This is a genomic window from Streptomyces longhuiensis (assembly GCF_020616555.1).
GTDB classification, from domain to species: Bacteria; Actinomycetota; Actinomycetes; order Streptomycetales; family Streptomycetaceae; genus Streptomyces; species Streptomyces longhuiensis.
The window spans coordinates 5,278,452-5,298,683 of sequence record NZ_CP085173.1; the positions used below are offsets into that span (position 1 = coordinate 5,278,452).

Below are 20,232 nucleotides of genomic sequence, written 5' to 3' on the forward strand. Positions count from 1 at the left end.
CGTTTCCCTCCTCCAGCACGAAGGGAAACGCGCATGCAACCGACAGCGACACCCCCTCGGCCGCGTGTCCTCCATGTCACCCAGCCCGTCGACGGCGGAGTGGCCCGCGTCGTCCGTGATCTGACGGAGGCACAGCTCTCCGCTGGCATGCGGATCAGCGTGGCCTGCCCGCCCGACGGGCCCCTGGCCGGGTCGCTGCGCCGCATCGGCTGTGACGTACTGCCGTGGCAGGCGACCCGCTCGCCCGGGCCCGGCATCGCCCGCGAAGTACGTGGCCTGGCACGGCTCGTGGCACAGGTGCGGCCGACCCTCGTCCATGCGCACAGCGCCAAGGCCGGACTCGCCGCCCGCCTCGCCGTGCGCGGCCGTGTCCCCACCGTGTTCCAGCCGCACGCCTGGTCCTTCGAGGCGGTCGACGGCCCCTCCGCCCGGCTCGCCCTCGAGTGGGAGCGCCGGGGCGCGCGCTGGGCCTCCCGGGTCGTCTGCGTCAGCGAGGCGGAGCGCGCTACGGGCGAGCGTGCCGGGATCACCGCGCGCTGGGACGTCATCCCCAACGGCGTCGACCTCACCCGCTTCCTGCCCGCCGCCGAACCGCGCGAGGCCACCGCCGACCCGCTGGTGGTCTGCGTCGGACGCATCTGCCGCCAGAAGGGCCAGGACGTCCTGGTGCGCGCCTGGCCCCTCGTACAGGAGAGGTTCCCGCGGGCGCGGCTCGTGCTGGTCGGGGACGGGCCCGACGCGGCGGCGCTGCGGCGGCAGGCCACCGCCTCCGTGCGGTTCGTGGGGGCCGACGACCCCGTGCCCTGGTACCGGCAGGCCGACCTCGTGGTGCTGCCGTCCCGCTGGGAGGGCATGGCGCTCGCGCCCCTGGAGGCGATGGCCTGCGGGCGGCCCGTCGTCGTCACCGACGTGGACGGCGCCCGCGAGAGCCTGCCCGCCGGTCTCGCGGCCCACTGCCTCGTACCGCCGGACGACCCCGCCGGGCTCGCCCGCGCGCTGACCGGTCTGCTGCGCGACCCCCACCGGCTCGGCGCGCTCGGCGGCCTCGCCCTACGGCACGCGCGTGCGCACCACGACGTGCGGCGCACCGCCGACGCGGTCGCAGACGTGTACCGCGAACTACTGGGCGCGGAGCCCACCGAGTGCAGGGAGCCCCTCAACACGTGACCGCGGAACGTACCGTTGCCTCCCCCGCGGGGCAGCCACGCGCCACTGCACCGAGCACCCTCCTCGCCTCGGTCATCCCGCCACGCGCCGCGGCGGGCGGCCGCCCGTCACCGGCGGGCAGACGCACGGCCGCGCGGCACCCCGCCTGCACGTCCCTCCTCGCGGCGGACGGTACGGCCGCGGTGCTGAGCACCCTCGTGATCGCACCGGTCCAGCGTCACCCTCTGCTCGTGATCGCGCTGGCCGCCGGTGCCGCGGCGGCGAACGCGCGCGCGGGCCTCTACCGCGGCGACGCGCCCCGTCTCCTGCTCGACGACTGGCCCGCGATCGGCGGCCGCGTCGTGGTGATCTGGTGCGTCATGGCGGCCGTCCTCGCCGGGTTCCCGCACCTCGATCCGCTGCCGGCCGGGACGCTCGCGGCGGGCGCCGGCCTGCACTGTCTCCTCGCGGGCGCGGGCCGCGGCCTCGTCTACTGGCGGCGCCGCGAGGCCGCCGCGCGCCGCCCCTGCCCGACCCTCCTGATCGGCCCCGAGACCCTCGCCCGGCCGGTCGCCGCCGCCCTTCTGCGCCACCCGGGGTCGGGCGTGCGCCCGGTCGGCATCCTGGTGGACAAGGAGTCCGAACACCCGCCCGACCACGACGGGCCCGACCTGCCCGTCCTCGGCACGGCCGACGAACTGCGCCGCGCGATCATCCAGAACGGGGTGCGGCGGGCGCTCCTTCTGGAGGGGGCGGCGCCCGACCGGGCGGCCTGGCTGGCGGTGCTCGGCGAATACGGCTGCGGTGTATGGGAGTTCGACCCGTCGGCCGCCCCGTACCCGGCGCGCTCCGGTGACGCGGCCCGGCACCTCGCGGGCTTCCGCTACCGTCCGAGCCCGCCCGCCCGCCGCCGCGGCAGCGCCGGCAAGCGCGCGCTCGACCTCGTCGTCTCCGGCACCCTCCTCGTCCTGGCCAGCCCGGTCCTGCTGGTGTGCGCCGTGTGGCTGCGCCTGGCGGAGGGGCCCGGCGTCGTCTTCCGGCAGGAGCGCGTCGGGAAGGGCGGGAAGCCCTTCACGCTGCTGAAGTTCCGCACGCACCGCCCGAGCGACGCGCTGGAGTCCGCCACCCGGTGGAGCGTCGCGGACGAGAAGCGCATGGCGTGGTTCTGCCGGTTCCTGCGGCGCACCTCCCTGGACGAGCTGCTCCAGCTGTGGAACGTGTTCCGCGGCGACATGAGCCTCGTCGGCCCGCGCCCCGAACGCCCCTACTTCGTCATGCAGTTCAGTCAGACCCACCCCGGATACGCCGAGCGGCACCGCATGCCGACCGGCATCACCGGCCTCGCCCAGATCCACGGCCTGCGCGGCGACACCTCCATCGAGGACCGCGCCCGCTTCGACAACGCGTACATCGACAGCTGGTCGCTGTGGCTGGACATCAGCATCCTGGTGCGCACCGCGGCCGCGCTCGTACGTTCCACGGGGAGTTGACCCGGTGACTGCCTCTCCCGCGGACGCCGGTCCGCGTACGGCTCCGGATCCGACAGGTGCGCGGCCCGCTCCGGCCGCCGCGCTCGTCGCCGTCCTCGGCCGGTGCGCGCCCGTGCTCCCCGTCCTGCTCATGGTCGCCGTGCTCGGCCTGCCGCTGACGCCCGGCTCGGCGGGAACCGGGGGCGGCAGTCTCGCCGACGCGGTCTCCGGCCTGGTCGTAGCCGCCTGCGTGGCCGTCACCCTGCGCCGCGCCGAGCGGCCCCTGACGCGTACGGCCGCGATCATCCTGGGGATGCCCGTCGTCGGGATCGCCGTCGCCGCAGTGGAAGCCGGCTCTCCCTCGGCCGCGCTCGTCGGCCTGGTCCGCTACTGCCAGATCTTCGTCCTCGTCCCCGTGTCCGTCCTGGTCCTGGTCCGCGACCGCCGCGACTTCCGGCTGCTCGCCTGGTCGTTCGTGGGGCTCGCCCTGTGGCAGGGCGGCATCGGCATCCACCAGTACCTCACCGGGACCGGCGCCTCGTACGCGGGCGAGGACATCCGCGCCGTCGGCACCTTCGGCCCCACGGACGTCATGGGGATGGCGACGGTGGTGTCGTACGGGCTCGTGGCCGCCGTCGGCCTGGCCCTCGGCGCCCGCACCGCCGCCCGGCGCATGCCCGCCCTGCTGTGCGCGCTCGCGCTGCTCCTGCCGCTCGCGCTGTCCTTCAGCCGGGGCGCGTGGATCGCGACCGTCGTGGCCTGCGGTGCGCAGGTGCTGCTCGCCGGGGTGCGGCGCGCCGTCCGCCTGTTCGCCGTGACCGCCGCGGTGGCCGTCGTCCTGGTGGGCGGTTTCGGCGTCGGGACGCAGCTGCTCCAGGAGCGCATGAGCAGCATCACGCAGGTCGCCGACGCCCCCGACCAGTCCGTCACCGACCGGTACACGATGTGGGCCGCGGCGGTCGACATGTGGAGCGAGCACCCGGTGACGGGCGTCGGCCTCAAGGGGTTCGTCGCCCAACGCGACGGCCACGCCTCGCTCGCGCTCTCCTCGGGCAGCGACACGGAGGGCGCGGGCGCCGCGTTCAGGCGCCAGCCGCTGCTGTCCCCGCACAACATGTACCTGCTGATCCTCAGCGAGCAGGGCCTGATCGGCCTGGTCGCCCTCGCGGGCGGCTGGGTCGCGCTGCTGCTGCTCGCCCTGCGCCGCCTCGGCCGCGGCGCGGGCACCCGGCCCGGCCAGGACTGCGGCCTCGTCGCGTGCGGCCTGCTCGGCTGGCAGCTCGTGGACTTCGTGTACGCCGACATCGGCGGTCCGTCGACCGTCCTGACCGCCCTCGTCCTCGGCCTCGTCGCCTGGTGGGGCCTGGCGCCGCAGGCGTCCCTGAAGAAGGCGGCGACGCCGTGACCCTCCCCACCACGGACGGCGACACCCGGACGGGCGTGGGCCTGCCCGCCCAGCTCCGCACCGAGCCGTCCGCCACCGAGTTCTCCGGAGCGTCGAACAGCCGCCTCGCGCGGGCCGCGCTGCTCACGGCCCTCCTCTCGGCCGCCGGGGCGCTCCTCGGTCTGGGCCGTGACCAGTCCCTCGCGCGCCTCTTCGGCGCGGGCAGCGAGACCGACGCGTTCCTGGTCGCCTGGACGGTCCCGGAGTTCGCCTCCACGCTCCTCATCGAGGACGGCCTGGCGTTCGTGCTCGTGCCCGCGTTCAGCGCGGCCGTCGCCCGCCGCGCGCAGGCCGGAGGCACCGATCCCGTACGGTCCCTCGTCTCGTCGTCACTGCCCCGCTTCGGCCTCGCGTTCCTGACCGCGGCGGCGCTGCTCATCGCCGGGGCCCCCTTCCTCGTGCACGTCCTGGCGCCCGGCCTGCCCGACCCCCAACTGGCCGTCGACTGCACACGGTTGACCGCCACCTGCGCCCTCACCTTCGGCCTGACCGGATACTGCAGCGCGGCGCTGCGGGCCCACGGCTGCTATGTGCCGCCCGCCGCGATCTACGTCGCGTACAACATCGGCATCATCGCCACGATGCTCGTGTGCGGGACGCGCTTCGGTGTGCGGTCCGCCGCGATGGGTGTGGCCGTCGGCGGCTGTCTGATGGTGGCGATCCAACTGCCCGCGTTCCACCGGAGGCTGATCTCCGCGAAGGCCGCCGAGCGGCTCGCGGGCGAGGCCGGGGACGAGGCCGCGGCCAAGGGGCGGGCCATGCACCTCGGGCTCATCGCCGCCGTCCTGGCGTTCGCCCTGTGCAAGCAGTCGCAGGTGTTCATCGAGCGCTTCCTCGCCTCGTCGCTCGCCGCGGGCTCCATCTCGCACCTGAACTACGCGCAGAAGGTGTCCCAGTTGCCGATGGTGCTCTCCCTGATGCTGTGCACCGTCACGTTCCCGGTCGTGGCGCAGGCCGTGGCGCGCGGCGACATCGCGGCGGCCCGCGCCCGCGTCGAGCGTGACCTCGGCCTCGCCGCCTGCGTGGTCCTCCTCGGCGCCGCCGCGATCTTCGCCTGCGCCCCGCAGATCATCCATGTCCTGTTCCAGCGCGGCGCGTTCACCGCCGACGACACCGCCGCCACGGCGTCCGTCATGCGCGTCTACGCCCTCGGCCTCCTCGGCCACTCCATGGTGGGCGCCCTGGTCCGCTCCTACTTCTCGGCGGGCCGCCCCACCTGGTACCCGGTGGGCGCGATGGCCGTGGGCATGGGCGCCACCGCCGGCGTGGGCTCCTGGGCGGTCGACCTGTGGGGCGTACGGGGCATCGCCGGCGCCAACGCGTTCGGGATCACCCTCACCGCCGTACTCCTCCTCGCCGCGATGGACCGGCGCAGCGTCCCCGTCGACGTCTCCAGGGTCCTGGCCGAGATGGGCAAGCCGCTGCTCGCCGCCTCGGGCGCGACCGTGGCGGGGCTGATGACCGCGGCCTCCTTCACGTCGCCGCTCGCGGCGGGCGCCGCCGGGTGTCTCGCCGTGACGACCGTGTTCGTCCTTCTCCTGTGGGCGCTGAGGGCCGAGTCCCTCGCGCCGCTCGTTCCCGTTGTCCGCTCCGCGACCAGGAGGCTCCGGCATGCCCGTTGACACAGGACGCATCGAGACGGGAGACGTTCCGCGCGCCCGGCCGTGGCTCTCGGAGCGCACCCGCCGGCTGCTCCCGGACGCGCCGATGTGGGTCGCGATGTACCACTCCGTGGACGACTGCCGCGACGACCCGTACCGCGTCACGGTCTCTCCCGAGCGCCTCCAGGAACAGCTCCGATGGCTGCGCAGGCGCGGGCTGCGCGGGGTGGGCATGGCGGAGCTCCTTCAGGCCCGCGCGCTCGGTACGGACCGCGGCCTGGTGGGGCTCACCTTCGACGACGGCTACTGCGACTTCGTCGACAACGCCCTGCCGCTGCTGCGCCATTACGGCTGTGGCGCCACCCTGTTCGTCCTGCCCGGACGCCTCGACGGCGTCAACGAGTGGGACCCGCTGGGCCCGCGCAAGCCGCTCCTGTCGGAACGCGGCATCCGGACCGCCGCCTCCGCGGGCATCGAGATCGGCTCGCACGGCCTGACGCACGTCGACCTCACCCGCGTCGACGACCACGTCCTGCGCGCCGAGACCGAGGACAGCCGAAGACGCCTGGAGGAACTCACCGGACGCGAGGTCCCCGGCTTCTGCTACCCCTACGGCACCGTCGACCGCCGTGCCGCGGACGCCGTGCGCCAGGCCGGATACCGCTACGCCTGCGCCATCTCACCGGGCGACCTCACCGGCGCATTCGCCCTGCCGCGCGTCCACGTCGGCCAGGAGGACGCGGCCTGGCGCCTCGAACTGAAGCTGCGCCTGCACCGCCTGCGCCGCCGCCGGACCACCGAGCCGAAGGCCCGTACATGAGGACCCTGCACGTCATCACGGGCCTCGGCACCGGGGGAGCCGAACAGCAGCTGCGGCTCCTGCTGCGTCATCTGCCCGTCCACAGCGACGTGGTGACGCTGACCAACCCGGGCGCCGTCGCCCGCGGCCTGACCGCCGACGGCATCCGCGTCGTGCACCTCGGCATGACCGGGAACCGCGACCTGGGCGCGCTGCCCCGGCTCACCCGGTTCGTGCGCGACGGCCGCTACGACCTCGTGCACACCCACCTGTACCGCGCCTGCGTCTACGGCCGGTTCGCCGCGCGCCTCGCCGGGGTCCGCGCCGTGGTCGCCACCGAGCACTCGCTGGGCGAGAGCCGGATGGAGGGGCGCCCGCTGTCCGCCGGTGTCCGCGCGCTCTATCTGGCGGGCGAGCGGGTGGGCCGGGCCACCCTGGCGGTCTCCCCGTCGGTGGCCGAGCGCCTCGCGCGGTGGGGGGTGCCCCGGCACCGTATCCACGTCGTGCCCAACGGCATCGACGTGGAGCGCTTCGCCCACGACCCGGCGCAGCGCGACGCCACCCGCCATGTGTTCGGCCTGCACCGGGACGACTTCGTCATCGGGGGAGTCGGCCGTCTCGTCCCCGGCAAGCGCTTCGACGTCCTCGTGCGGGCCCTGGCCCGACTGCCCGACTACGTAAGGCTGCTCCTCGTCGGGGACGGTCCCGAGGAGCAGCGGCTGCGCGGGCTCGCCCAGGAGCTGGGCGTCGTGCGCCGCGTCGTGTTCGCCGGCGAGCGCCCCTACGCGTCGCCTTCGGGCCGCGTCGGCGACCCCGATCTGCCGGCCCTCATGAGCGCGATGGACCTGCTCGCCTCCCCGTCGGACGAGGAGGCGTTCGGCCTCGCCGTCGTGGAGGCACTCGCCTCAGGGCTGCCCGTCCTCTACGTCAGCTGCCCGGCGGTCGAGGACCTGCCGCCGCACCTGGAGTCCGCGGCCGTCCGCGTCCCCGGCGACGCGGAGTCGTTCGCACGACAGACGCTGCGAATCGTGGCGGCCCGTCCCTCCGGCCGCACCCCGTCCCCCGCAGCCCACCACTACAGCATCGCCCGATCCGCCGAACAGCACCTGCGGCTGTACGGGGCGGCCCTGGGCGGTTCGGATTCGAGAGTTCGAGAGTGAGTCAGTGATGACCGATGTTCCGCACCGGCGGGTCCGCCCGGCCGGTCCCCTCGCCCGGACGGCCGCCCGCGTGAAGCGCCTCCCCTTGTGGTCGCTGATCGTGGCCGGGGTCCTCCTGGGCGGTGCCGCAGGCGTTGCGTACGGCGGCCTGAAGACGCCGCAGTACTCCGCCACGAGCTATGTGATCGCGGTGCCGGACGAGAAGTCCGACCCCTCGGCGGCGCTCGGCTTCGCCCAGGCCTACGGACGTGTCGCCACCCAGATCGCGGTGCTCGGCGACGCCCAGAAGCGGGCGGGGGTTCCCGTGAAGAAGCTCCAGAGCAGCGTGCAGGCGCAGACGTCGCCGGACGCGCCGATGGTCGCGGTGTCGGCGACGTCCGCGAAGCCGCGCGAGGCCGCCGCCATGGCCAACGCGGTGGCGCGGGCGCTGACCGCCGACGCCAACCGCACGCAGGCCAGCACCAAGGTGAAGCTCCTCCAGTTCTCGCGCGCGATGAAGCCCACCGCGCCGTCCTCGGCGTCCCCCCAGGTGACCGCGCTCGTGGGCGTCGCCGCGGGCGGCCTCCTCGGCGGGCTCGTGATGCTGGTCCGGCCCCGGCGCGAGCGGACGGAGACGAACGCGACCGTCCCCGGGCCCGCCGCGGCCGCGGATCTGCACGGGAACGTCTGATGCGGCCCGGGGGCGGGGACCTGTCGGTCGAGGTGTGCACCGACAGCGTCCGGTTCGGCGAGCTGGGCCGGGAGTGGGAGGCGCTGTACCGCAGTTCACGCACCGTCACCCCGTTCCAGAGCCATGCCTGGCTGCACTCCTGGTGGCTCTCGTACGGGTCAGGGCGCGGCCTGTGCGTGGTCCTGGTCCGTGACGGCGGGCGCCTGGTCGCCGTGGCGCCGCTGATGCGGCGGTGGCGGCCCCTGCCGGTCCTGGTGCCGCTCGGCGGGAGCATCTCCGACTTCTGCGACGTCCTCGTCGACGACGGCGGTGGCGGCGAGGGAGAAGGCGCCGGGGCCCGCGCGCTGGGCGACGCGCTGTGGCGGCTCGCCCGCACCCAGGTGATCGACTTCCGTGAGGCGCGCCCGGGAAGCGCCGTCGAGCGCCTCTACGAACGGTGGCCCGGGCCGAAGCGCCGCCTCGACGACTCCCTCTGCCTGGAGCTGCCGCCCGTCTCGATGGACGAGATCGTGGGCCGGCTGCAGGGGTCCCGGGGGCAGCGCGCCCGCGCCAAGGTGCGCAAGCTGGACGCCCTCGGGATCGAGCGCCGTGTCGTCCCGCAGGACGAGATCGACAGCTCGGTGCGACGCCTGGTCGAACTGCACCGACTCCAGTGGCAGGGCCGCAAGGTGACGACGGAGCACCTCAGGCCGCGCTTCTCCGAGCACCTCACCCGCTCGGTCTCCCGCATGGCGAGGTCGGGCGACGCGGTCGTGACCGAGTTCCGCATCGACGAGACGGTCCTCGCCGCCGACCTGACCTTCCTGTCGCCGCGCATGGTCGGCGGCTATCTGTACGGCGCCCATCCGGGTCTGCGCGAACGCAAGGCCGACATCACCACGATGCTGCTGCGTTCGTGCAGCGAGCACGTCCGGGAGCGCGCCTCCGGCTCCCTGAGCCTGCTGCGGGGCGACGAGCCGTACAAGTACCAGTGGCGTCCCCACAGCGTCGTCAACCAGCGTTTCGTCCTGGCCCGCCCCGGCACGTCGGCGGGCCTCGCCCTCGCCGTCGGCGACGTGACGGCACGCCGCCTCGGCAAGAGGGCGCTGCAAGCGTGGAAGGCCCGGGGTGGCGGCACGTCGTGACGACCGCGCCGCCACCGTCCGGGACACCGGCGCGTCAGGAGCGCCGCGACCACCAGTCGAACCGCAGGCACAGCTTCCCGCCGAGCCAGTACTCCACCCAGTCGCCGAGGTCGAGCGGCGCGCAGCTGGGCGGCGTCGCCGGAGGTGTGACCGGCGGCGTCACCGGAGGTGTGACCGGCGGAGTCTCGGGTGTCGTGGGCTGCGTGGGCTGCGTGGGTTTCGGCAGTGACGGCTCCAGGCGGCCGGAGAGCATCGAGCGGTACACCTGTGAGGCCTGGGGGTTCTCGTCGCACTGCCAGACACCGTGCGGGCAGTAGTCCGTGATCGTGTTGTAGAGGGGCTTGTGCCGGTCGATCCACCCGATCATGCGCCGCATGTACTCCGGGTTGTCCCCGTTACGGAACAGGCCCCACTCCGGGTACGAGATGGCCTTGTCGTGCGCCTTGGCGAAGTCGACGTGCGCCTGAAGCCCGTACGGCTCCGAGACCTGCTCGGAGAACGACTTGCCCTCGGGCTGGTCGTACGCGTCCATGCCGATCACGTCGACCACGTCGTCGCCCGGATAGCACTTGGTCCAGGGCACGGCGTCGAGGCCCCGGCTGGGCGTGAAGTCGAAGCGGAACTTCTGCCCCGGCACCGACCGCATCGTCGTGACGATCCGCTTCCAGTACGCCTTCCAGGCCTCCGGGTCGGGCCCGCACCGGTGCGTGTACGTGGTCCCGTTCATCTCCCAGCCGGGCACGAGCACCGTGTCCGGGACCTTCAGGTCGACGAGGCGCTGGGCGAGACGGCGGAAGTGCTCGTCGAAGGCGCCGGCCGCGCCCTGCCGCAGGAGCGAGCGGACCTCCGCGTCACCGACCTGCTCCTCGTTGCGCTCCAGCATCGGGACGTTGAGCACGAAGAGCCGGTCGTCCCGCTCGCGCCGCCACCTCGCCCAGTCCTCCAGGAATCCGGGGGCGCCCTCGATGTTGCTCCACCGGTCGCCCGGCAGATAGGTGTGCCCGACGCGCAGTTCGGAGCCGCCGAGCCACTTGCTGAACCGTCCCATGCGCTGCACGCCGCTCGGCCCGTAGTCGAGGTAGGCACCGAACGCGGGGAACGTCGAGGTGTACGCCTGGGTGCCCGTGAGGCCGCCTGTGGGGGTGGGCGCCGGTGTGGGTGCCGTGGTGGGGGCGGGCGTGTCGACCCGTGCCGGTGCGGGGGTCCCGGCGGGTGCGACCGACGGCTGTGCCACCCCGGGGACGCGGGAGGCGGATTCGGCCGGTGGCGTGTCGCCGGGCGTGGCGGCCCCGGCCGTTCCGGCGGAGACCGAACCGGACGCGATCACCGCTGACGCGAAGATCCCGGCCGTCTTCTTCAAGGGGATGTGCCGGCTCGTGGCCCTTCGGCGTTGTGGGGACATGCCTACTCCTCGTGCCGCGCTTCTTTCATTGCTGACACTCAGTCACACGAATGGGTAATGCGCCAACCGGGGGCCCCCGTACGCCACTTTCGTCGCCCGTTCGGGCTATCACCAGGAGCCTCCCCGCGTGCTCGACAACGGAGTTCCCGCCGTGCTGCTGCGGATCGGCCCCGACCCCTTCCACCACGGAACGCCCGCCGCCGTCCGGCCAGTCGGCCGCACGGGAGTCACGTCCATGTGGTGGCCGCCTCGCGGGGAAGCCTCCAACGACGGTCCGGCACGGTCGTCGCGCAGAGCCCGGGAGGGGGCCCGCTGCGCCGTACGGGATCTCGGTGCGTCCGTCGTCGCCAAGTGGAGCCGTCCCGGCTGGTCCCGCCGGGCCCGGTCTGCGCAGCCCCCGCATGGTGCACAGCGAGGGGGAAGCGGCCGATGGGGATGCTCGCCCCCCGCTGCGTGCGGGACTCGGTGCGGACCCGCAAGCGACGCCCTGCGTCGGGCTTCGGGTCACGTAGGCCGGGGCTCTTCCGCGCGGGCGTGATGGCCGCGGCGGACGTCGGCCCGTCGATGCGCTTCGTGCGGGGCGGGTCGTTGACCGTGCTGCATCTCGTGGCCGGGGTCGTACGGCGACTGCGCGGCGGGCGCCTCTCGGGGGGCCTCACGGTGCCGGGCGGCAGGCCGGCACACGGCTCGCCGGCGACGGCCGACCGCTGAACGTCGGACAGGTGACCGGGACCGGCGCGGGTGCGTTCGCGCCCGTGGCGTCCTTTGGAGTGACGGTGCGGGCGAACGGGTGAATGGGTTCCACGGCGAGGGCCGACCGGTGGTGGACTGGCCCGGTTGTAAGAGGGGCCGGCTGCCTCCCCCACCAGCCGTCGGCGATTACGCCGTGGGTTGGCAGCAAGCGATTGAACGGCCCTCTCCGCCGGCCGGGAAGAGCACGAACATCGGCTCTTCCCGGCCTGGTGTACGGCGATCGCGTCACCGGGCGGCGGTACGTCCCCGCCGGTAGAGGATCCCGCCACCGATCAGCAGCCCCGCACTCGCCGCCGCGGCGGCCAGCAGATCCTGGTCCGCCCCGGTCTGCGCCAACTGCGTCCGCCCGCCCGTGACATGGGTGTGCTGCACGGGGACCGTCGCGTGCGGGGGAGTCAGCCTCTGCACCGCCGGCGGCTGGACCGTGGCCGGGGGCTCGACGGTACGGACGGTGGGCGGAGGCACCTCGGAGATCTCCTCCGGGGTGGCCACTCCGGAGGAACAGCGGTTGCCCATGGCCGGGTTGGCCGCACCGATCACGTTCCCGGAGTTCCCGCACACGTTGACGGGAGCGTCCACCGGACCCTGTACGGAGTTGCCCGACAGGATGCCGGGCGAGTTCCGTGTGTCACTCCGGGCGTGGGTACCGCCCCCGGACCTGTCGTCACCGCCGCCGTTTCCGTCGTCCCCGGTCCCGTGGGCCGCACCGCCGACGGCGCGGTCGGAGCCGCCGCCGCGAGTGGGCGACGGGCGCGAACCCCCGTCGTTCGCACAGGAGTTGCCGAAGGTCGGATTCAGTGCGGCGACGACGTCGACCGTGTTGCCGCACGCGTTCACCGGGACGTCCAGGGGGGCCTGGACCGTGTTGCCCGACAGAATGCCGGGGGAGCCCGTCGCCTGCCCGTCTGCGCCCGACGCGGCGAACGCACTGGAGCCCGGCAGGGACAGAATGCTCGTCGCGGCCGCAGCCGCGACCATTCCCAAGTTCAGGGCCTGTCGCATCTAGTTGTCTTCCTGCTCGCAGATGAAAGCCGGCCCTGGAGTGCTGGACGCGTCCAAGGCCGGCGAAGCCGCGGCCCGACGGCCGTGGCGCTGAATCAGTCGTTGTTGGCGCAGCCGTCGCCGAGCGCCGGGTTCAGCGCGCCGATCACGTCGACGGTGTTGCCGCACAGGTTGACCGGGACGTCGACCGGGACCTGCACCACGTTGCCGGAGATGACGCCCGGCGAAGTGAGCGCGGCACCCTCGGCACCGGTGTCGGCGAACGCCGGAGCGGCCATGCCCAGGGCCAGCACAGCACCGGCGAGGATCGTGGCGCTCTTCTTGAGATTCACTCTCTTACCCTTCTCTCGTCGTTCATGAATGAGGTCATCACCTCGGTGTGAAAACGAGCCGTGAGGCGGAAGGGAATTGAGCCGTACGCGTTAAAGAAGGGCTCTCGAGGCAAAGAAAACCGGGCCGCCGCGCCGGAGAAGGCGGGCGACCCGGGATTCCGGGGCCGGTGGATCAGCCGTTGTCGCGGCCGTTCGCGGACAGGACCGGGACGTCGTCCACGATGTGCGAGAGCGGCTCGTCGCCCTTGGCCTGCGTGGAGTTCTCCGCGCACTGCTGGTTCTGCGGTGCCGACAGGACCGGGACGTCCTGGACGGCGACCGGCACCAGCACACCGAGCAGCGGGCCCACGTTGCCCTTGACCGGCAGACCGATGCAGGGCTTGTTCAGCGAGCCCTGGACCGCGCCGAGCTGCGGGCTCTGGGTACCGGCGGTGGTGGAGTTGCCGTACGCCTGCTTGGCGCCGACGCCGCTCGTGGACGTCGTGCTGCCGTCGTCACCGAGGGCCAGCGCCTGAGGGGCGGCCGCAGCCGAGACGCCTACGACCGAAACGGCGACCGCAGCCGCTGCCATTGCCTTCTTAAGCATTTCCAGTTCCTTTTCGCACAGACGCCAGTTAACGCTGCCCGGACAACAGGGACTCGGCTGAAATGGTTGCGGCACTTCACTCGGTCGGGCTGCGTACACAGAGAACGATCGGCTGATAGTCATTTATTCGGCGATGCCCGGGTGGACCCGTCAGAGTGAACCCGGACAACCATGTGCGTAAATCGGAGTTGGGCAGGGGGCTCCCGGGTCGGGGGCAACGAGAAGGGAATTCAGCATGATGAAGAAGGTCATGGCGGCTGCCGCAGTCGCCGCCTCGGTCGCCGGTATCTCGGCGGTCGCAGCCCCCCAGGCCATGGCGATCGACAACGACGGTGGCACCACGTCCACGAGCGGCGTCGGCGCCATGCAGGCCTACGGCAACTCCGCCACGTACGGCACGATGAGCCCGCAGATGGCGCTCGTCCAGGGCTCGCTGAACAAGCCCTGCATCGGCCTGCCGGCCAAGGCCAACGTCGGTTCGCTGCTCGGCGCCGTGCCGATCTCCGTGCAGGACATCCCGGTTCTGTCGGCCCCGCAGAACCAGCAGTGTGTCGAGAACTCCACGCAGGCCAAGGGTGACGAGCCGCTCTCGCACATCCTGGAAGACATCCCGGTCCTGTCGGCCAACGGCACGTCCAACAACTGAGCCGCGGCGTCATTCCGTTGGGCCGTCCGCCTCTCCGGCGGCCCAACGGCCTTGGCCGTCGCGGGGCCAGATGTCCCGGGCGACGATCTCGTCCCACTCCCGGTCGGGCAGCCCGGGAAGCGTTCTCCCCCGCTGTCTGAAGTTGTCGAGCAGCTCCCCGTAAAGGGGTTCGTCGATTCGGTATTCGGGCGACTCCCGGCTCTGCGGAATAAAGCCCTTGAACGGTCGGCGGTTCTTGTTCTCCGGCACAGCACTTCGCCTTCCTCGTGGCGATCTCTGGCTTCTGTTCCATCTTTTCCGGAAGTCGAAACAGTTCCCTTTAGGGCGAAAGAGTTACTTCCCGGCGGCACGCGGGGCGGTCACCGTTCGAAGTATTCGACTGGCATACGGTGCCGTCAGATCTGTCCCTCTGCTGTGGAGCGAATCCGGTGACGAAACGCCCTTCACGAACCAGCCGTCGGAGAAATGTCGGTCTGAGTGCGGCAGCCCTTGCTGCACTTATCGCGACGGCGGTTTCCGGTGTGGGCAATTCTGTATCCGCGCTGCCGTACAGGATTCAGCGGGTCGATGCGTTCAGCGGCGCCGTGAACCGCCCTGCCGCGGGTCCCGGCACCAATATTCTGCTCATGGGGACGGATGGCCGGGACACCATCTCGAGCCGGGAGAAGAAGAAGTTCCACGCCGGTGGCGTCGCCTGCAACTGCACCGATTCGCTGATGCTGATCCATGTCTCGAAGCGGCGTGACCAGGTCAGCGTGGTCAGCCTTCCCAGGGACTCGTGGGCGCAGATCCCCGCGCACCGGGACCCGGGCACCGGGGAGCGGTTCCCCGCCCACCCCGCGAAGATCAACACGGCCTTCGCGGAGGGCGGTCCCGCGCTCTCGGTCCGCACGGTGGAGGCCATGACGAAAGTCAGGATCGACCACTATCTGCAGATCGACTTCAGGCAGTTCATGGACAGCGTGAACGCGGTCGACGGGGTGGACGTCTGCACCTCCAGACGGCTGTCCGACTCGGCGACCAAGCTCGACCTCCGGCCCGGTCGGCACCGCCTCGGGGGCGGTAGGGCCTTGCAGTACGTCCGCTCGCGCCATGTGGACGCAAGCGCCGACCTGGGGCGGATCCAGCGCCAGCACCGTTTCCTGATCAGCGTCATGCACAGACTCGCCACCGGCGGGATCCTCGCCCATCCGGGCAGGGCGATCGACCTGGCGCGGACGGTGCTCGGTGCGACGAAGGTCGACCAGGGGTTCACGCCGAAGGAACTCGTCTCCCTCAGTACCGCTCTGAGCCGACTGTCCCCTTCGCGGACCGAGTTCACCAGCGTGCCCATCGCCGGGTTCAACCCGGTCATCGAAGGCGTCGGAGAGACGCTGAAGTGGGACAAGGCGGCGGCGAAGAAGACGTTCGCCAGGCTCGACAAGGACCGGACCCTCACCCCGCGCAACTCGACCGTGAAGCCCTCCGACCCCCCGCGCATCGGGGCCGAGAAGGCGGTGCGCGGGAACACGCTGGCCTGTTCCTGACCGTTAGTGCGCTGGGCCAATCGGGTTGCACCGCGAAACCGCATCAGCCCGGCTCAGTTGATGACCATGCGGCTCCGTGACCGGAGCCCGCCAATTGAAGGGATTCACCATGAAGAAGCTGTGGGCAACCGCGGCCATCGCTGCCTCTGTCGCTGGTATGTCGGCAGTCGCAGCCCCCCAGGCCCTCGCTGTCGGGGACGACACGGGCACCACGTCGAACAGCGGCAACAACGCTGAGCAGGCGTTCGGCAACTCCGCCACGTACGGCAGCATGAGCCCGCAGCTCGGGCTCGTCCAGGGCTCGCTGAACAAGCCCTGCGTCGGCCTGCCGGCCAAGGCCAACGTCGGTTCGCTGGTCGGCCTCGTGCCGATCGCCGTCCAGGACATCCCGGTCCTGTCGGCCCCGCAGAACCAGCAGTGTGTCGAGAACTCCACGCAGGCCAAGGGTGACGAGCCGCTCTCGCACATCCTGAACGACATCCCGGTTCTCGCCGCCAACGGCACCAACAACGACTAGTAGTCGCGGAAGCGGGGGCAACCGGTGTCCGGTTGCCCCCGCTTTTTCGTGCCCGTCCTTCGCTGTCCGACTGCGGTCCGGCAGCCGTCCGGTTTCCCTAGCCGACCGAGGGGAGGAGCCCCGTCACCGGCGCCACCAGGTCGGTGGCCTGGTGCAGTTCGTTCAGCCGGTTCAGGCCGGCGAGCTGCTCGTTCACCTTGGGGATCTCGGCCTTGTGCTCGGCCGGAACGGCGCTGGTGGCGATGTCGTCGAGGCTGATCGGCTTCATGCCGCCGAGGGGACCGACGGGAGCGGCCGAGGCCGCGGGCATGGCGAGAGCGGAGGCGCCGGCGGCCAGAGCGACCGCGGCGAGAACACGTCGTGTGGAGATCATGCCCTCAGCAACGGCCGACGGGCTCCGGGGGAAACGGGCGCGACGGCCCGCCCACCCGAGAGGCGTACCGAAGTCGTACGGAATCGCCCGTCCTGGGGCGGGCGGGGCGCGTGGCAGATCTGTACGCCACCGGCGTCTCCGCACACGGGCCCGGGGTGAGGCATGGGGGAGGCGGGACTTGTGCGAGTCGCTCTGCCGAGTTCGGTGCGGGGCTGCACGGCAGAGGACGCGCGCCGGTCGACAGCGGGGGAGCCAGGCCGCGGACGCTGCTCGCGGGGCTTCCCGTCGAGGCCGGGCGTCCGGTGTCCGTCGACGCGCTGGTGGACGGCCGGCGGGGCGAGCGGCCCCGGCGGACTCGGCCAACGACGCGGAGCCGCGGCTCATGCGGCATGCCGATGCGCTCGTCGCCTTCGAAGTGGCGGGCAGGAAAAGGCTGTTGAGTGATCGATCGGCCGGACTGCGGATGCGGTCGCCGGCCGCTGCGGGCCGCCGGTCCGACGCGTTCGCCGTGTACGACGAGACGCGCGGCAGGCTCGGCGGGGAACTCGGCGTCGATCTGCCGGCGGAGCTGCGCGAGAGCCATCTGGTGCTGCTGCGGGGCGAGTTGGAGGGACCCGTTGCCCGGCCCGAGGCCGCGCCGAGCACGATGTCCGCGCCGCTCCCCAGTTTCGTGGGCCGGGACGGCGAGCTCGAAGGGCCAGCCGCGCTGCTCGCCGGGTCCCGTCTCGTCACGCTCGTCGGACCCGGTGGCGCCGGGAAGACCAGGCTGTCTGTGGAGGCGGTGACCCGGCAGGAGGCGTACCGGCGAGGGCGGGTCTGGTTCGTGCCGTTCGCCGGTGTCGGTACACCCGGCCGGCTCGGCGGCGCCGTACTCGGTGCGCTCGGCTCCTGGGACCTTCGTGGGTCCGATGTACGGCAGGCGCAGAAGAGTACGCCGATGGGTCGCTGACAGACGGCGGACGGGAGGCCGACAGGGCCCGACAGCACCTGACGCGGGCTGACGGGGAAGGACTTCAGGGGGATGGGGGGATGGGCGGCTGCCGGTCGTACTCGGTCTGTACTCGGTCACAGCTGAGTACGAGCACTCTGGCCGGTCATGGAGCGAGTCGGAACCCTGGGCCCATGAACACGAATGAGCGACTGCCGAAGCGAACGTCCCACCTGCTGGCGACCATCGCCCTGGCCGGGGTGGCAGTGGCGGCATGGGCCGGCTGGCTGGGCTGGGACCAGCAGCGTGACGTGCACCCCGACGGGTCGACGACCGGCCCGTACGAGGCGTGGCAGGTGATCGGACTCGTACTCACCCTGCTGCCGGCGGTGTACTGGGCGGCCTCCCGGCGCTACACCGCAGCCGCGGTGATCGGCACGACGGCCGGTCTCACGGTGGCCGCCTATGTGGACTGGTCGGACGACGCGAGCGGCCTCTTCATGATCGGCGTGTGCCTCGTCATGATGGGGAGCCTGGTCGTGACCTCGGCGCTCTCCGCGGTGATCGCCGCGCTGACGGGACATGGCCGGGGGCGGCCGGGCGGTCGCCGCTGGTCGGTGTGCTGAAGGTCGAGGGGAAGCGGTGGGGCGATGGCCCAGGCCGCCGAGCCCACCCCCGTACGCTGCCCGAACGGCACCGCTTCAGCTGCGAACGGGAGACCCCGAGTGAGTGACCATGCAACCCGGCCGGCCCAGCAGCCCAAGAACCCTTTCCTGTACGTCGTCGTCTGCGCCTCCAGCATCGCGGGCGAGGTCGGCAAGCTGATCACGGCGGCCCAGGAGGCGGACTGGGACGTGGGCGTCGTCGCCACCCCGCAGGGCCTCGGCTTCATAGACGCCGAGGCGGTGGAGACCCGGACCGGCTACCCCATACGTTCGGCCTGGCGCGCACCCGGTGACCCGCGCCCGCTGCCGCCCGCCGACGCGATCGCGGTCGCGCCGGCCACCTTCAACACGATCAACAAATGGGCGGCCGGCATCTCCGACACCCTGGCGTTGGGCATTCTGTGCGAGGCATACGGCTTCGGCATCCCCACCGCGGTCCTGCCGTACCTCAACGCCGCCCAGGCCGCCCACCCCGCGTACCGCCAGAGCCTGGACCGTTTGCGCGACATGGGCATCCTGATCGGCACGCACGAACCTCACCGGCCGAAGGCCGACGGACAGGCCACCCTCTTCCGCTGGGAGGAAGCCCTGGAACTGCTCACCCCCAGACGGCCCGCCGGGCGGTGACCGGCGCGGCCACGCGACGGAGGGATCGGGACCGCGAACTACTTCACCCGGAGGCGCCGAGCTCGGCCCGCAGACGAGTACACACCTCTTCGACGGCTCCCTCGCTCGGCACCCGATCGGCCTCGGACATGGCCAACTGCAGTACAGGCCCATAGGCGTTGTACCTGGTCATGTCGGATCGGCACGCGGGCTGCACCACGAAGTGCAGGTGGCCGGGAACAGCGAACACGGGACCGAGGTCAGGCTCGGAGTGTGGCTGGCGAACACCACGACCGGCGGGGCGATCTCACCGACTCACCGGCGGCAGACTCCAGCAGCTCGCGGGCCTCGGGCTGGCCTGGGCGGCTGATGGAAGGGACGCGCAGTGACGGGGGACAGCTTTGAAGGGCAGCGGGTGCAGGCGGCTGCAGGGCGGCACGGCTTGATGTAGATGACCCGCCCGTTCCTGCCGTGCCTTCCTGTCCTTCCGTCGCGTCCCGGTTCGCCGTGACGGCCGTTGTGCCCGTTCCATCCCGGCACGCCTGTCGGGCCGGTAGGTCCGGCCGGGCCGGAGGGGCCGGAGGGGCCGGGCGGGCCGGGCAGACCCTGCCGGATGCTGTTGCCCTGGAGGGCGATGCGCCGTGCCTGGAGTACGTCGAGCTGCTGCTGGTGGGCGACGATCACAACTGTTTGCGCGACGAGCATGATGGTCAGCGCTGCGCCGAGTGCAAGGCGGCGTTGCGGGCTGGACCACGCCTCTTTCATACTTCCCACATCATTCCTCACGTCATGCGATGACAAGGGGCAAAGGGCAAGGGCGCGGCAGAGGCAGACCTCTATGTCGGACGTCCTTCCCGGGACGACCGGACAGCTCGCTTCCGCCGATCGCTGCGGGGAAGGGCTGAAGCACGTCACGGGCGCAGCGCAGGCGCGTGCGCGCAACCTTGTTCACCTGCTTCGGCGTCTGCTTTCAGGCCACAACCGCTTTGCATGTGACGGACCGGGAACGGCCCTCAACGGACGGCCGGTTGACGATCCTGTGGCGTGCCACCTGTGCGTCCGGCACTCTCGGCGGCGCTGCACCTCTTCCGGGCGCTGTCCACAACTTCGACCGCACCGTCCGGCGCCGCGCGCGGGCGGCATCCCCTCAAGTGCATGCCGGAGGAGCCGACCGGTGCGGGGGGAGGGGCTAACTCGCAGCCGGCGGAGCGACAGCGTCCTTCCCGTCCTTCCCGCTCGTGCCGTCCTTTCCGTTCGTGCCGTCCTTGCCGTCCTTCCCGTTCGTACCGTCCTTGCCTGGCGGCCCGATAGGGCCACCGGGACCGGTGGGGCCGGGGGGACCGGACGGCCCTGAAGGGCCAGGTTCAACGTTCGCCTGGACGTCGACGGGCTGCATCCGCAGGTCGTCGATCTGTAGTTGTTGGGCGACGAGCAGAGCTGACTGTGCGGCGAGCGCGACGGTCACCACCGCGCCGAGCACGAG

Annotated in this window: 22 protein-coding genes; 15 read left to right on the forward strand and 7 right to left on the reverse strand. The window is 72.2% G+C overall.

Annotated features, from left to right (window positions below):
* The first annotated feature begins 33 nt into the window (after window positions 1–33).
* The 8 genes from LGI35_RS24415 (at window position 34) to LGI35_RS24450 (ending at window position 9,413) form a co-directional block, all read left to right on the forward strand.
* Window positions 34–1,167 carry a glycosyltransferase family 4 protein gene (locus tag LGI35_RS24415; protein ID WP_227296489.1) on the forward strand — a complete coding sequence of 378 codons (1,134 nt, stop codon included), beginning with the start codon at window positions 34–36 and terminating at the stop codon, window positions 1,165–1,167.
* Complete coding sequence (locus LGI35_RS24420; RefSeq protein WP_227296490.1) at window positions 1,164–2,636, forward strand: sugar transferase; 1,473 nt, start codon at window positions 1,164–1,166, stop codon at window positions 2,634–2,636. The genes LGI35_RS24415 and LGI35_RS24420 overlap by 4 nt, the downstream gene beginning before the upstream one ends.
* A gap of 4 nt (window positions 2,637–2,640) precedes the next feature.
* Window positions 2,641–4,020, forward strand: coding sequence for an O-antigen ligase family protein (locus LGI35_RS24425; protein WP_423835716.1), 1,380 nt, complete (start codon window positions 2,641–2,643; stop codon window positions 4,018–4,020).
* Window positions 4,017–5,681 carry a murein biosynthesis integral membrane protein MurJ gene (gene murJ, locus LGI35_RS24430; protein WP_227296491.1) on the forward strand — a complete coding sequence of 555 codons (1,665 nt, stop codon included), beginning with the start codon at window positions 4,017–4,019 and terminating at the stop codon, window positions 5,679–5,681. The genes LGI35_RS24425 and murJ overlap by 4 nt, the downstream gene beginning before the upstream one ends.
* A gap of 97 nt (window positions 5,682–5,778) precedes the next feature.
* Window positions 5,779–6,480 carry a polysaccharide deacetylase family protein gene (locus LGI35_RS24435; RefSeq protein WP_376228991.1) on the forward strand — a complete coding sequence of 234 codons (702 nt, stop codon included), beginning with the start codon at window positions 5,779–5,781 and terminating at the stop codon, window positions 6,478–6,480.
* Window positions 6,477–7,619: a glycosyltransferase gene (locus tag LGI35_RS24440; RefSeq protein ID WP_227296492.1), complete on the forward strand. Its 1,143-nt coding sequence runs from the start codon at window positions 6,477–6,479 to the stop codon at window positions 7,617–7,619. Before LGI35_RS24435 ends, LGI35_RS24440 begins: the two co-directional genes overlap by 4 nt.
* 7 nt (window positions 7,620–7,626) lie before the next feature.
* Entirely contained in the window at window positions 7,627–8,289 is a 663-nt protein-coding gene (locus LGI35_RS24445) for a YveK family protein (protein ID WP_227296493.1), read from the forward strand.
* Complete coding sequence (locus tag LGI35_RS24450) at window positions 8,289–9,413, forward strand: GNAT family N-acetyltransferase (RefSeq protein ID WP_227296494.1); 1,125 nt, start codon at window positions 8,289–8,291, stop codon at window positions 9,411–9,413. Before LGI35_RS24445 ends, LGI35_RS24450 begins: the two co-directional genes overlap by 1 nt.
* Window positions 9,414–9,447: 34 nt before the next feature.
* Here the strand turns inward: LGI35_RS24450 and LGI35_RS24455 are convergent, their stop codons facing one another.
* Window positions 9,448–10,815 carry a glycoside hydrolase family 26 protein gene (locus tag LGI35_RS24455; protein WP_227296495.1) on the reverse strand — a complete coding sequence of 456 codons (1,368 nt, stop codon included), beginning with the start codon at window positions 10,813–10,815 and terminating at the stop codon, window positions 9,448–9,450.
* Window positions 10,816–11,244: 429 nt separating this feature from the next.
* On the opposite strand from LGI35_RS24455, the gene LGI35_RS24465 reads away from it, so the two are divergent.
* Complete coding sequence (locus LGI35_RS24465; protein ID WP_227300772.1) at window positions 11,245–11,526, forward strand: hypothetical protein; 282 nt, start codon at window positions 11,245–11,247, stop codon at window positions 11,524–11,526.
* Between the two features lie 267 nt (window positions 11,527–11,793).
* On the opposite strand, the gene LGI35_RS46295 is transcribed toward LGI35_RS24465, so the two are convergent.
* The 3 genes from LGI35_RS46295 to LGI35_RS24480 all read right to left on the reverse strand — a co-directional run bounded on the left by LGI35_RS46295 (window position 11,794) and on the right by LGI35_RS24480 (window position 13,488).
* A complete protein-coding gene (locus LGI35_RS46295) occupies window positions 11,794–12,570 on the reverse strand; it encodes a chaplin (protein ID WP_227296496.1) in 777 nt (258 codons plus the stop codon).
* A 95-nt stretch (window positions 12,571–12,665) separates the two neighbouring features.
* Window positions 12,666–12,848, reverse strand: a complete 183-nt coding sequence (locus tag LGI35_RS24475) for a chaplin (RefSeq protein WP_227300481.1) — start codon at window positions 12,846–12,848, stop codon at window positions 12,666–12,668.
* 226 nt (window positions 12,849–13,074) lie between these two features.
* Window positions 13,075–13,488, reverse strand: coding sequence for a rodlin (locus LGI35_RS24480; RefSeq protein ID WP_227296497.1), 414 nt, complete (start codon window positions 13,486–13,488; stop codon window positions 13,075–13,077).
* A 235-nt stretch (window positions 13,489–13,723) separates the two neighbouring features.
* On the opposite strand from LGI35_RS24480, the gene LGI35_RS24485 reads away from it, so the two are divergent.
* Window positions 13,724–14,134, forward strand: coding sequence for a rodlin (locus LGI35_RS24485; protein ID WP_227296498.1), 411 nt, complete (start codon window positions 13,724–13,726; stop codon window positions 14,132–14,134).
* A gap of 9 nt (window positions 14,135–14,143) precedes the next feature.
* On the opposite strand, the gene LGI35_RS24490 is transcribed toward LGI35_RS24485, so the two are convergent.
* Window positions 14,144–14,383, reverse strand: coding sequence for a hypothetical protein (locus tag LGI35_RS24490; protein WP_227296499.1), 240 nt, complete (start codon window positions 14,381–14,383; stop codon window positions 14,144–14,146).
* 377 nt (window positions 14,384–14,760) lie between these two features.
* Here LGI35_RS24490 and LGI35_RS24495 point away from each other — a divergent pair, with 377 nt between their 5' ends.
* Window positions 14,761–15,660 (forward strand): LCP family protein, encoded by a 900-nt coding sequence (locus LGI35_RS24495; protein WP_227296500.1) that lies wholly within the window; start codon window positions 14,761–14,763, stop codon window positions 15,658–15,660.
* A gap of 109 nt (window positions 15,661–15,769) precedes the next feature.
* On the forward strand, window positions 15,770–16,177 hold the full coding sequence (locus tag LGI35_RS24500) for a rodlin (protein WP_227296501.1): 408 nt from the start codon (window positions 15,770–15,772) through the stop codon (window positions 16,175–16,177).
* A 97-nt stretch (window positions 16,178–16,274) separates the two neighbouring features.
* Here LGI35_RS24500 and LGI35_RS24505 read toward each other — a convergent pair whose 3' ends face one another.
* The gene (locus LGI35_RS24505) at window positions 16,275–16,550 is read right to left on the reverse strand and encodes a hypothetical protein (protein WP_227296502.1); all 276 of its coding nucleotides are present in this window, start codon (window positions 16,548–16,550) and stop codon (window positions 16,275–16,277) included.
* On the opposite strand from LGI35_RS24505, the gene LGI35_RS24510 reads away from it, so the two are divergent.
* From LGI35_RS24510 to LGI35_RS24520, 3 genes are all read left to right on the forward strand, one after another.
* The gene (locus tag LGI35_RS24510; protein ID WP_227296503.1) at window positions 16,549–17,499 is read left to right on the forward strand and encodes a bacterial transcriptional activator domain-containing protein; all 951 of its coding nucleotides are present in this window, start codon (window positions 16,549–16,551) and stop codon (window positions 17,497–17,499) included. The genes LGI35_RS24505 and LGI35_RS24510 overlap by 2 nt on opposite strands.
* A 173-nt stretch (window positions 17,500–17,672) precedes the next feature.
* A complete protein-coding gene (locus LGI35_RS24515; RefSeq protein WP_227296504.1) occupies window positions 17,673–18,104 on the forward strand; it encodes a hypothetical protein in 432 nt (143 codons plus the stop codon).
* A gap of 99 nt (window positions 18,105–18,203) precedes the next feature.
* Window positions 18,204–18,770 (forward strand): flavoprotein, encoded by a 567-nt coding sequence (locus tag LGI35_RS24520; RefSeq protein WP_227296505.1) that lies wholly within the window; start codon window positions 18,204–18,206, stop codon window positions 18,768–18,770.
* Window positions 18,771–18,813: 43 nt separating this feature from the next.
* On the opposite strand, the gene LGI35_RS24525 is transcribed toward LGI35_RS24520, so the two are convergent.
* On the reverse strand, window positions 18,814–18,999 hold the full coding sequence (locus LGI35_RS24525) for a hypothetical protein (RefSeq protein WP_227296506.1): 186 nt from the start codon (window positions 18,997–18,999) through the stop codon (window positions 18,814–18,816).
* Window positions 19,000–20,232: the final 1,233 nt, after the last annotated feature.

Coding starts and splice junctions, on each gene's coding strand:
- LGI35_RS24445 (WP_227296493.1), top strand. CDS start 7,627: ATGACCGATGTTCCGCACCGGCGGGTCCGCCCGGCCGGTCCCCTCGCC.
- LGI35_RS24465 (WP_227300772.1), top strand. CDS start 11,245: ATGGGGATGCTCGCCCCCCGCTGCGTGCGGGACTCGGTGCGGACCCGC.
- LGI35_RS24510 (WP_227296503.1), top strand. CDS start 16,549: ATGCCCTCAGCAACGGCCGACGGGCTCCGGGGGAAACGGGCGCGACGG.
- LGI35_RS24415 (WP_227296489.1), top strand. CDS start 34: ATGCAACCGACAGCGACACCCCCTCGGCCGCGTGTCCTCCATGTCACC.
- LGI35_RS24505 (WP_227296502.1), bottom strand. CDS start 16,550: ATGATCTCCACACGACGTGTTCTCGCCGCGGTCGCTCTGGCCGCCGGC.
- LGI35_RS24495 (WP_227296500.1), top strand. CDS start 14,761: ATGGGGACGGATGGCCGGGACACCATCTCGAGCCGGGAGAAGAAGAAG.
- LGI35_RS24475 (WP_227300481.1), bottom strand. CDS start 12,848: ATGGCCGCTCCGGCGTTCGCCGACACCGGTGCCGAGGGTGCCGCGCTC.
- LGI35_RS46295 (WP_227296496.1), bottom strand. CDS start 12,570: ATGCGACAGGCCCTGAACTTGGGAATGGTCGCGGCTGCGGCCGCGACG.
- LGI35_RS24500 (WP_227296501.1), top strand. CDS start 15,770: ATGAAGAAGCTGTGGGCAACCGCGGCCATCGCTGCCTCTGTCGCTGGT.
- LGI35_RS24485 (WP_227296498.1), top strand. CDS start 13,724: ATGATGAAGAAGGTCATGGCGGCTGCCGCAGTCGCCGCCTCGGTCGCC.
- LGI35_RS24480 (WP_227296497.1), bottom strand. CDS start 13,488: ATGCTTAAGAAGGCAATGGCAGCGGCTGCGGTCGCCGTTTCGGTCGTA.
- LGI35_RS24455 (WP_227296495.1), bottom strand. CDS start 10,815: ATGTCCCCACAACGCCGAAGGGCCACGAGCCGGCACATCCCCTTGAAG.
- LGI35_RS24435 (WP_376228991.1), top strand. CDS start 5,779: ATGTACCACTCCGTGGACGACTGCCGCGACGACCCGTACCGCGTCACG.
- LGI35_RS24440 (WP_227296492.1), top strand. CDS start 6,477: ATGAGGACCCTGCACGTCATCACGGGCCTCGGCACCGGGGGAGCCGAA.
- LGI35_RS24450 (WP_227296494.1), top strand. CDS start 8,289: ATGCGGCCCGGGGGCGGGGACCTGTCGGTCGAGGTGTGCACCGACAGC.
- LGI35_RS24515 (WP_227296504.1), top strand. CDS start 17,673: ATGAACACGAATGAGCGACTGCCGAAGCGAACGTCCCACCTGCTGGCG.